The organism is Aeromonas media, assembly GCF_000819985.1.
Classification (GTDB): domain Bacteria; phylum Pseudomonadota; class Gammaproteobacteria; order Enterobacterales; family Aeromonadaceae; genus Aeromonas; species Aeromonas media.
The window spans coordinates 1-10,551 of sequence record NZ_CDBZ01000023.1; the positions used below are offsets into that span (position 1 = coordinate 1).

At 64.8% G+C, this 10,551-nt stretch carries 8 protein-coding genes; 3 read left to right on the top strand and 5 right to left on the bottom strand.

All coding sequences use genetic code 11. The annotated features are described in order from the left end of the window. Positions 1-743, bottom strand: a 743-nt coding sequence (locus tag BN1127_RS02000; protein WP_042648293.1) for a LysR family transcriptional regulator, incomplete at its 3' end; no start/stop codon positions are given. A 124-nt stretch (positions 744-867) separates the two neighbouring features. Between BN1127_RS02000 and BN1127_RS02005 the strand changes: the two genes are divergently transcribed. Then, positions 868-1,626, top strand: a complete 759-nt coding sequence (locus tag BN1127_RS02005; protein WP_042648294.1) for an SDR family NAD(P)-dependent oxidoreductase — start codon at positions 868-870, stop codon at positions 1,624-1,626. 88 nt (positions 1,627-1,714) lie between these two features. Here the strand turns inward: BN1127_RS02005 and BN1127_RS02010 are convergent, their stop codons facing one another. Then, complete coding sequence (locus tag BN1127_RS02010) at positions 1,715-3,148, bottom strand: glycoside hydrolase family 1 protein (protein WP_042648295.1); 1,434 nt, start codon at positions 3,146-3,148, stop codon at positions 1,715-1,717. A gap of 158 nt (positions 3,149-3,306) precedes the next feature. On the opposite strand from BN1127_RS02010, the gene BN1127_RS02015 reads away from it, so the two are divergent. After that, positions 3,307-4,209, top strand: a complete 903-nt coding sequence (locus tag BN1127_RS02015) for a LysR family transcriptional regulator (RefSeq protein ID WP_042648296.1) — start codon at positions 3,307-3,309, stop codon at positions 4,207-4,209. A gap of 134 nt (positions 4,210-4,343) precedes the next feature. Continuing rightward, complete coding sequence (locus BN1127_RS02020; protein ID WP_042648297.1) at positions 4,344-5,918, top strand: sensor domain-containing diguanylate cyclase; 1,575 nt, start codon at positions 4,344-4,346, stop codon at positions 5,916-5,918. 12 nt (positions 5,919-5,930) lie between these two features. Here the strand turns inward: BN1127_RS02020 and BN1127_RS02025 are convergent, their stop codons facing one another. From BN1127_RS02025 to fdhD, 3 genes are all read right to left on the bottom strand, one after another. Next, the gene (locus BN1127_RS02025) at positions 5,931-7,058 is read right to left on the bottom strand and encodes a BamA/TamA family outer membrane protein (protein ID WP_231557422.1); all 1,128 of its coding nucleotides are present in this window, start codon (positions 7,056-7,058) and stop codon (positions 5,931-5,933) included. A 263-nt stretch (positions 7,059-7,321) separates the two neighbouring features. Continuing rightward, on the bottom strand, positions 7,322-9,619 hold the full coding sequence (locus tag BN1127_RS02030; protein ID WP_042648298.1) for an FdhF/YdeP family oxidoreductase: 2,298 nt from the start codon (positions 9,617-9,619) through the stop codon (positions 7,322-7,324). Continuing rightward, positions 9,603-10,388, bottom strand: coding sequence for a formate dehydrogenase accessory sulfurtransferase FdhD (gene fdhD, locus BN1127_RS02035; protein WP_042648299.1), 786 nt, complete (start codon positions 10,386-10,388; stop codon positions 9,603-9,605). Before fdhD ends, BN1127_RS02030 begins: the two co-directional genes overlap by 17 nt. Positions 10,389-10,551 lie beyond the last annotated feature (163 nt).

A 10,551-nucleotide genomic window follows, 5' to 3' on the forward strand; every position in this document is an offset into this window, starting at 1 on the left:
ACCCCCACCCCCACCCTCGGCATCTGTATGATGCCAAGCCCCGCCAGCGCCGCCGCAAGGTAGGTCTCGCTGTCGTTGACCATCAGGGCCCCCGCCATCGGCAAGAGGGCGCGGCTGCCATCCTCCAGCTGGTACTCGAACCCCGGCTCGCTGCGTCCCTGCCCCGACCCATAATGGACCAGCCGGTGCCCGGCCAGATCCGCCAGGGTCTGCGGCACCCCGTAACGGGCCAGGTAGGCGGCGCTGGCGCAGTTGATCTGGCGATAGTAGCCAAGGGGCCTCGCCACCAGGCTGGAGGGCTCCAGCGCCCCCACCCGCACCACGCAGTCGAAGCCGTCGCGCACCAGATCCACTCGCCTGTCCGTACTGCTCAGCATCAACTGCAAGTCGGGGTGCTGCGCCAGGAAGGCGGGCAGCGCCGGGATCACCAGATGGCGCGCCATCCGGCTTGGCATATCTACCCGCAACTGCCCCGAGATCTGGCCCCCCTGGCGAAACAGGCCGTTAAACTCCTCCATGTCCGCCAGCAGATCCCGGCACCTGGCGTAGCAGAGCTGGCCATCCGTGGTGAGTTGCACCCGCCGGGTGGTGCGCAGCAGGAGCCGGGTGCCCATGCGCTCCTCCAGCCTGCGGATGGCGGCGGAGAGGGTCGCCTTGGGGATGCCCAGTTGCTCGGCGCAACGGGTGAAACTCTCGAGTTCGGCGACCCGCACGAACAATTTCATCGCATCCAGTTGATCCATGGACTGATTGTCTCTTCAAACGGAACAGTGATTTCATTATCGCGCTATTTATCCGGCAATAAAGGAACAATACAGTGATCCGGTCGGCTCGCACCGAGCCCTTGTCACCCACAGGAGTCACACCATGACCAGACCCATCGCCCTCATCACCGGCGCCAGTCGTGGCCTCGGCAAACACAGCGCCCTCGCCCTCGCGGCCAAGGGGGTGGATCTCATCATCACCTACCGCAGCCAGGCCGACGAGGCGGCGGCCGTCGTGGCCGAGGCCAGGGCGCTCGGGGTTCAGGCCCATGCCCTGGCGCTGGATGTGGGGGTAAGCGCCTCCTTTGTCGCCTTCGCAGAGGAGGTGAAACAACTGCTCACTCGGGAGTGGCAACGTCCGCAGTTCGACTATCTGGTCAACAACGCCGGGATCGGCATTCGTGCCAGCTTCGAGCAGACCACGGAGCAGCAGTTCGATACCCTGCTCAACATCCACCTCAAGGGGACCTTCTTCCTGACCCAGACGCTGCTGCCGCTGCTTCGTGATGGCGGGCGCATCATCAACCTCTCCACCGGCCTCACCCGCTTCGCCATGCCGGGTTATGCCGCCTATGCCGCCATGAAGGGGGGCGTGGAGGTGCTGACCCACTATCTGGCCAAGGAGCTGGGCCCCCGCGGCATCGCCGTCAACGTGCTGGCCCCCGGCGCCATCGAGACCGACTTTGGCGGCGGCGTGGTGCGCGACGACAAGGGGGTCAACGCCTTTATCGCGAGCCAGACGGCGCTCGGTCGGGTCGGCCAGCCCGACGACATCGGCGGTGCCATCGCCGCCCTGCTCTCCGATGACTGCCGCTGGCTCACCGCCCAGCGCATCGAGGCCTCGGGAGGCATGTTTATCTAGGCCGTCATTTCCCTGCGACGCTGCCCACCAGCCATGAAAAAGGCCCCGCGAGGGGCCTTCTGTATTTTTAGGAGCCAGAGACAGGTCGTTACAGCGTCTTGCCACCGGAGGCGATCACCTGGCTGTACCAGTGGAAGCTCTCCTTCTTGATGCGGCGCAGCGATCCCCCCTGCTCGTCGCGCTCCACATAGACGAATCCGTAGCGCTTCTGGTAGCCGTTGAGCCAGCTCAGGATATCGGTGAAGGACCAGGCGCAGTAGCCGATGAGCTCTACCCCGTCCTGCATCGCCTCCTGGCAGGCCTTGAGGTGGCTGTGCAGATAGGCGATGCGGTAGTCATCCTGCACCCGGCCGTCCGCGGTCAGCTTGTCGAACTCGCCGAGGCCGTTCTCGGTGATCATCAGCGGCAGGCCGTAGCGGGACGAGAGGCGGCGCAGGGCGATGCGCATCCCGGTGGGATCGATGGCCCAGTCCCAGTTGCTGGTCTCCAGGTGCGGGTTGGGGGTGGTCCTGTAGAGACCGGGGACACCGCTGGACGGCGTGGTGCCCTTCTGCCCCGTGGTGTTGATGCGCTGCATGGTCTGGCCGCCGAGGGGATTGTCGGTGAAGGTCAGGGTGTAGTAGTAGTTGACGCCTATGTAGTCGGGAGTGCCTTCGCGCAGCAGTTCGAGATCCCCTGGCAGGATCTCGGGGGCCTCGCCGGTTTCTCTCAGGTAGGCGAGCGCCGCCTGGGGGTAGCGGCCGAAGCAGTAGGCATCCAGCCACCAGAGGTTGGTGAACTCCTCGGCGTTCTCGAACGCCAGCATGTCGCTCGGGGCGCAGGAGGCCGGATAGGCGGGGGAATACGCGAAGCTCGGGCCGATGAGGCCGTTTGGCACATGCTGGCGGAACGCCTTGATGACCCGGGCGTTGGCGAGAAACGCGATGTGGTTGGCGGCGAAGAAGCGCTTCCTGTCCTGCACTGCGGGCGGATGGGTGCCGAGCTGGTAGGCGTTGGTCAGGTTGTAGTTCTGCTCGTTGAGGGACACCCAGTACTTCACCTTGCCGGCGAAGCGCTGATAGAGGGTGACGCAGTAGCGCTCGAAGTCGTCGATGATGCGCCTGTCTTCCCAGCCGCCGTACTCGTCCTGCAGGGCCTGGGGCAGATCCCAGTGATAGAGGGTCAGCACAGGCTCTATGCCGTGGGCCAGCAGGGCATCGATGAGCCGTTCGTAGAAGGCGAGCCCCGCCTCGTTCACCTCATCGCGCCCATTGGGGAAGATGCGCGGCCAGCTCACCGAGAAGCGGTAGGCCTTGAGCCCCATCTCGGCCATCAGCGCCACGTCCTCTTCCACGCGGTGGTAGTGATCCACCGCCACGTCACCGTTGCTGCCCTCGAAGGTCTTGCCCGGCAACTTGGTGAAGAGATCCCACACCGAGGGGCCCTTGCCGTCTTCGTTCCAGGCCCCTTCCACCTGGTAGGCGGCTGAGGCAGCGCCCCAGAGGAAATCCGCGGGGAAGTCGTTGAACTTGGGATGGTGCATCTGGCTTGTCTCCTGCTGCTTGAAGATGGTGCCGCCTCTCCCCCTGAGGGCACTGGCGGGCGTCAAAACGAATTGGCATCAGCATCGAACAGTTCTAGAATTCCGTCCAATGACAATTTTTGCCATTCAATATTCCATACAGGAATGAAGGAGTCGTGATGGAGTTGCGGGATCTGAAGGCCTTCGTCACCCTGGGGGAGGTCTTGCACTTCGGTCAGGCGGCGGCGCGCCAGCACATCACCCAGTCGGCCCTGAGCAAGCAGATCCGGCGACTGGAAGTGGCGTTTGGCGGCGAGCTGTTCGAGCGCAACGCCAGCAGTACCCGACTCACCCCCCTGGGACGCGCCCTCTACGGGGATGCCTGCGCCCTGGTGGCCCAGAGCGAGCAGCTCGGTCGCACCGCCCGCGATGTGCTGGCGGGCAATGGCGGCACCCTGCGCATCGGCTTCGGGGTCGCCACCAAGCTGCTGGTGCCCGCCGCCATCGCCCGTTTTCGGGCCACCCGCCCCGGGGTCGGCATCGAGCTCAACGATCTCTCCACCCATCACCAGTTGCTGGCGCTCAGTGAAGGCAGGCTGGATCTCGGCTTCTGCCGCTTGCCCGCCCCCAGGGGCTGGCCAGTACTGCCCGTGGTGCGCGCCCATTTCGTCGCCGTGCTGCCCGCCGGCTACCAGGGGGTGACGGGGCTCTCGGATCTGCTGGACAAGCCGCTCGCCATCCTGCGCCGGGACAAGGCTCCCTCCTTCCACGATCAGTTCGTGCACTACCTGGCACAGAGCGGACTGAGGTTTCAGGAGATCCAGTACGTCAACGACTTCGCCGCCGGCATCGCCACCGCGGCGGCGGGCATCGCCTGGACCCTGGTGCCTTCCTCCACCACCATAGAGCACCCGGACGTGATCACCCTGCCCTTAGGGGAGGCCGAGGCGAGCTGGATCATCGGCCTCATTCGCCCGCCGGGAGGGGATAACCCCCTCATCGCCCCCTTCTGGCAGACGGTGGCCGAGCTCGGTGATCCCGCCCTCACCGCCCTGGCTGATCAAGGCGGTAGCGAGCCATAGCGCGGCGACGGCTCCTTGCGCAGGGCAGAATCGTTCGAGAACCACATTAACGGTAGCTTTTGAGCGGGCAGCCCCCGTAAAATTGCACCATGGCCCCGGCGTTCGGCGCCAACCGACAAGGACTCGTTTCTCCAATGCTATCCCACTGGCTGCTGAGGTTTGATCTCCATCGCCTCATCCTGGCCCTGGCCGTGCTCGGCGTGCTGGCCACCTTCGGCAACAGCTTCTACGCCATCCATCAGGCACAGCGACAACTGCTGATCGACAGTACCCTGGAGGCCAACCGGGTCTATGCCGCCAAGCTCGCCGCCTCCGCCAACACCATGCTGAGCGCGGCCCAGGGGCAGCTTGCCTACAGCGCCACCCAGCTGGCGCCGCTGCTGCAGGCCAATGACGTCAAAGGGCTCGAGCAGGAGGTGGCCCAGCTGCGCGAGCGCACCAACACCTTCAACTCGGTAGCCGTCGTGAATACCGAGTCCGTCGTCGTCGCCGTCTCCCCCGAGACCTTGAAGATCAAGGGGGCCAAGCTCACCTCCCGCAGCGCCCGCCAGAGTCTCGCCAGCCAGCAGCCACTCATCTCGGACCCTCTCGTTTCCCTCTCGGGCAACTACCTCATCAGCCTCTCCTACCCGGTGTTTTCGGCGGACAGGCGCTTTCTCGGCTTTGTCGCCGGCAGCATCTACCTGCAGTCCGCCAGCGTGCTTTCCAGCTTGCTGGGCCAGCACTACTACCAGGATGGCTCCTACCTCTACGTGGTCGACCGGCAGAAGACCCTGATCTATCACCCGGACCCCAAACGCATCGGCCAGCAGATAAGTGACAATGCGGTGGTGGACGAGGTGTTGCAAGGGAAGCAAGGGGCACAAGCCGTGCTCAACACACGGGGAACAGAGATGCTGGCGGGCTTCGCCCCCGTGACCGAGGCTGGCTGGGGGGTGGTGGCCCAGCGCCCCCGCAACGCCACCCTGGCCGGGCTGGATCAGCAGATGCTCGACATCCTGAAGGGGATGATCCCGGTCACCCTCTTCATCCTCTTCATCATCTGGCTCTCGGCCACCGTCATCTCCCGGCCCCTACGGCAACTGGCCAACCGGGCCAGGTTGATGGATCAGCAGGAGGCGGCCTCCAACATCTCCAGCATCCGCGCCTGGTACTTCGAGGCGGCCCAGCTCAAGCAGGCCATCCTCAAGGGGCTGGGGCTGCTCAACACCAAGATCGACAAGCTGCACAACGACAGTCACACCGATCCCATGACGGGCCTCTTCAACCGGCGGGCGATGCAGCAGATGCTGGACGACTATCAGGCGCAGTCCCTGCCATTGGCGGTCATCGCCCTCGATATCGATCACTTCAAGACCATCAATGACCACTTCGGCCACGACGTCGGGGACGCCGTCATCGTCTCCCTGGCGACCCTGATGCAGCAGGACCTGCGCGCCGATGCCGCCCTGTGCCGCAGCGGTGGCGAGGAGTTCCTGTTGCTGCTGCCCGGGGTCTCCGGGGTACAGGCAGAGCGGATCGCCGAGCGGCTGCGGATGACGGTGGCGGGCCACGAGATGGGGCAGGCCGGGCGCATCACCATCTCCCTCGGGGTCGCCCACTGGCCGGGAGATGCCAGCGATCTCGGTGCCGTGCTCAAGCAGGCGGACAAGGCGCTCTATCAGGCCAAGCACAGAGGCAGAAACTGCGTGGTGGTGGCCGGCGCCTGACACAGCCCCGCGTCAGAAGCTGTAGCCCATCTTCAGATAGATGCCGGCGTTATCGTCCTTGCCCATGGCATACTCGAGGTTGGCGACTATGCCCGCCTCCGGCTTGAGCAGATACTGCACCCCAGCCCCCCAGGCGGGGTAGACGTTGTCGCGGTCGCCACAGTCGAGGGACTCCCCGTTCACGGCATCGCCGTACAGGCAGGCTACCCCGGCGAAGGCGGTGAGGGTCCAGCGTTCGGCCAGCTTGTAGCGCTCCTCCACCTCCACCGCCGACATGTGCTGGCCCAGATACTCCCCCGGGGTGTAGCCACGCAGGTAGATGGGGGAATAGGAGCCGCTCGGTGCGTTGTGGGAGAACTGGTTGCGATTGCGCCAGGCGAGCACATGGCCATCCCCGTGACTCCAGTAGCCCCGGTAGTCGACCCGGTAGATGTCAAAATCCGCCTCTCCCCCCAGCCCTTCCCGGTAGGCCAGGTTGTTGACGTTGAGGTACCAGCCCCGGGTCGCACTGAAGTCGCTGTCCCGGGAGTCATGCTGCACCACCAGTCCCAGCCCCCCCGAGGTGAAGCCCTCCAGCCCCAGCTCATCGAGGATCTGATCCGATTGCAGATCCTGTCCCTGTATCTCGTAGTTGGAGTAGGCTGCCATGCCGCCGACGAACCAGTCCCCCTCCACCCGATAGAGGTAACGCAGGAAGGCGGAGCGGAAGTTGTCGTTGGTCTCGAGGGCACGGCCGGTGCCGAGGTAATCCTCGTAGCTGTTGTTGATGTCACCAAGAATGACGCCACCGACGATGCGGTGGTGATCCGCTCCGAACGACGTCTTGGCAAAGGCGCTGGTGATGAGGGATTCCGAGGTGGTGTACTTGCCGGACAGGGTAAACAGCGACGGGCGCGAGCCTTCATCGAACTGGTGCAGGTAACCCACCATCATGCCTGCCGCCGTGTCCAGCTTGGGGCTGGAGCTCAACAAGGGCACGAACAGCCAGGGAGAACGCTCGTCCTGCTTGGCCGCTCCCTTCGCCTCGCTGTCGTCCTGACGCGTTTGTGTCTCTACACCGGCGGGATCCGCCGCCATCGCGGGGCTGGCCGCCAGGGTGAGGACCAGGCCGGCCATCAGGGGGAAAATTGCATTGCGCATGTGTGATATCCGCACAGGATCGCGCACGGCAAACCGGCGGCGCGAGGCCACCCTGCCCGGCAGGCGCGTCGAGGTTCAGGTTGCCGGCCGCCACCTTGCATCGCGGGGCCGGGAGAGGGCCGCAGCATAGCGGCATCCCCCGCCCCCAGCCACCGCAAGATGGTGCGCCATACAATCGCCGTACAGCTTCGCCAAAGGATGGCGTCGGGCGAATACCGGACATGAAAAACCCCCTGCCTGGGCAGGGGGTCGGGCGTGGTCGCTTACAGATTGACGGCGAGGCTGGCGACCTGTGGCTGGCTTGGGGTCACCAGCACCGGCACCGACTTGGAGGTGGGGGTGAAGGAGCCCTCCCCTATGCTCTCGATAGCCACCAGGGGGTTGGTCTCCGGGTAGTAGGCGGCGATGTTGCCCCTGGGGATCTCGTAGAAGATGACGCTGAAGCCCCGCACCACCCGCTCGCGCCCGTCGTTGCAGATGGCGGTCATGTCCACCTGCTGTTCCTCGGCCAGCCCCAGGCGACGGGCATCCTCCTCGTTCATGAAGACCACGTTGCGCCGCCCCTTGATACCGCGGTAGCGGTCGTCCATGCCGTAGATGGTGGTGTTGTACTGATCGTGGGAGCGCAGGCTCTGCAGCAGCAGCACGGGCTGATCCTGCATCTGCTCCGCGTGGCTGGTGCACTCGGGCAGGATGGAATCCGGCAACCGGCTCGCCCGAAACTCGGCGCGCCCGCTCGCGGTATTCCAGCGCAGCAGGGCGGCACTGTTCTCCAGGTGGAAGCCGCAAGGCTCCTCGATGCGGCGGTTGAAGTCGTCAAAGCCGGCGATGGTCTCGGCGATGAGGTTGCGCAGCAGGGCGTAATCGTCCCGCAGAGCAAACCAGTCCACCCGATCGCTGCCCAACGTCGCCTCGGCCATGCGCGCGACTATGTCGATTTCAGACAGGCAGAGCGGCGAGACCGGCTCGTTCATGCCGGTGGAGGCGTGCACCATGCTGAAGGTGTCTTCCACGGTGATCTTCTGCACCCCGGCGCGCTGGGTGTCGAGCTCGGTGCGGCCGAGGCAGGGCAGGATCAGGGCATCCTTGGAGACCATGAGGTGGCTGCGGTTGAGCTTGGTGCTGATCTGCACGTTGAGCTCGCTCTTGCGCATCGCCTCATAGGTGAAGTCGGTGTCCGGCGCCGCGGCCGCCAGGTTGCCCCCAAGGCAGATGAGCACCTTGCTCTTGCCGCCATGGAGGGCCTTGAGAGCCTCGTAGACGTTGTGCCCCGGCGTGCGCTTGAGGCCCACCGGGAAGCGGCGCTCCAGCCGGTCGATAAAGGCGGCGCTGGGTTTTTCGTTGATCCCCATGGTGCGGTTGCCCTGCACGTTGCTGTGGCCGCGCACCGGGCAGAGCCCGGCTCCCGGCTTGCCAATCTGGCCGCACATCAGGTGCAGGTTGACGATTTCGCGAATGGTGTCGACCGAGTGCTTGTGCTGGGTGATCCCCATGGCCCAACAGCTGATCACACGCTCGCTCTGTGCGAAGATCCTGGCCGCCTGGACGATCTCCTCGCGACCGAGCCCGGATTGCGCCTCGATCTGCGCCCACTCCGTGGCCTTCACCTGCGCCAGGTAGTCGTCAAAGTGCGCCGTGTGCTGCTCGATGAAGGCGAGATCGATGCGGTCCCCCTCCTCCTCCAGGATGTATTTCGCCATGCCGCGAATGGCCGCCATGTCGCCGCCGAGCTTTGGCGTGAGGTACTGGTGACTGATGGTGGTGGCCGCCGGGGTCAACAGCTCCGCTGGACTCTGGGGGCTCGCGAAGCGCTCGAGGGCCACCTCTTTGAGGTTGTTGAAGGTGACGATCTGGCACCCCTGGCGCGCCGCCTTGCGCAGGGCGTTCATCATGCGCGGGTGGTTGGTGCCCGGGTTCTGGCCAAAGACGAAGATGGCCTTGGCGGCGTCGAAGTCATCGAGCACCACAGTGCCCTTGCCCACCCCGACGGACTGGATCAGCCCCACCCCGCTCGCCTCGTGGCACATGTTGGAGCAGTCGGGGAAGTTGTTGGTGCCATAGAGGCGGCCGAACAGCTGATAGAGGTAGGAGGCCTCGTTGCTGGCACGGCCCGAGGTGTAGAACTCCACCTCATCTGGGCTGGCCAGGCTGCTCAGCTTGTCCGCGATGAGGGCAAAGGCCTGATCCCAGCTTATCGGCTCGTAGTGATCGGTCGCCGGGTTGTAGCGCAGGGGCTCGGTCAGTCGCCCCTGGTATTCGAGCCAGTAGTCGCTCTGGGTAGCGAGGCGGCGCACCGAATGCTCGGCAAAGAAGTCTGCCCCCACCGTCTTGCCGGTGGACTCCCAGGCCACCGCCTTGGCGCCGTTCTCGCAGAACTGGAAGGCCCCCTGCTTGTTGTCACCCCAGGCGCAGCCGGGGCAGTCGAAGCCGTCGGTCTGGTTGACCCGCAGCAGGTTCTTGATGTTCTGCCGGGTCTTCTGGCTCTGCAGCACCTGCTTGAAGGTGGACTGCAGGGAGGAAAAGCCGCCGGCCTTTGCCGGTTTTTCAATATGACGGGACATGGGGTTCTCCAACGTGATCCAGGGCGCGGGGGCTGGCATAGCAGACCGGGGCATCGGATCTGGGCACATGAATGAGGGTCAGGTTGTATTTCAGGGCCAGTCGCACCGCGAGCTGGCCGGGAGACGCAAGGCTGATGAGGTGGGCGGCGCCAAATTGCACCGCCTTGTGAATGAGTTCGCTGCCGCAGCGGCTGGTGATGACCAGGGTGGCGGCCTGCACGGGCTGGCGCAGTTGCATGCCGATAAGCTTGTCTAGGGCGTTGTGACGGCCTATGTCTTCCCGGCAGGCCAGGATCTCGCCGCGATCATCCAGCGCCAGGGCTGCATGGAGCGCGCCGCTCTGGCGGGCCTTGTTCTGCCAGGGGGCGATGCGCTCGCGCAAGTCCCGCAAACGCTCGGGATCCAGGGGGGCGCCCGGGGTCAGGGGGATGAGCTCAGGCAGCGCATGCTCGATGGCCTCCACCCCGCAGATGCCGCAGCCGCTCGCCCCGGCCAGGCGGCGCTTGCGTCTCCCCAGCGCCGCCAGACAGCGGTTGGCGATGGTGATGTCGAGCACCACCCCCTGCTCCGACGAGGTGCTCTGGATGTCGTGCACATCGTGGTTGCCCCCTATGATCCCCTCGCCAAACAGGAAGCCGATGGCGAAGTCGTCGAGATCGTCCGGGGTGGCCATCATGACGGCGTGGTTGATGCCATTGATGTTGACGGACACGGCCACCTCTTCCACCAGCTCATCCAGCCTGGGTAACCGTGAATTGAAAGGGTTCATGCGAGACGCTTATAAGCTGTATTCGGGCCTCAAGTTTAGGGAAGGTGCGAACAAGTCCCTGATATGAGATCATGTTTGTCATCTGGAGCCATGGAACAGGGTTCATCATGAGTCATCAACTTACCTTCGCCGACAGTGAATTCAGCAGTAAGCGCCGTCAGAC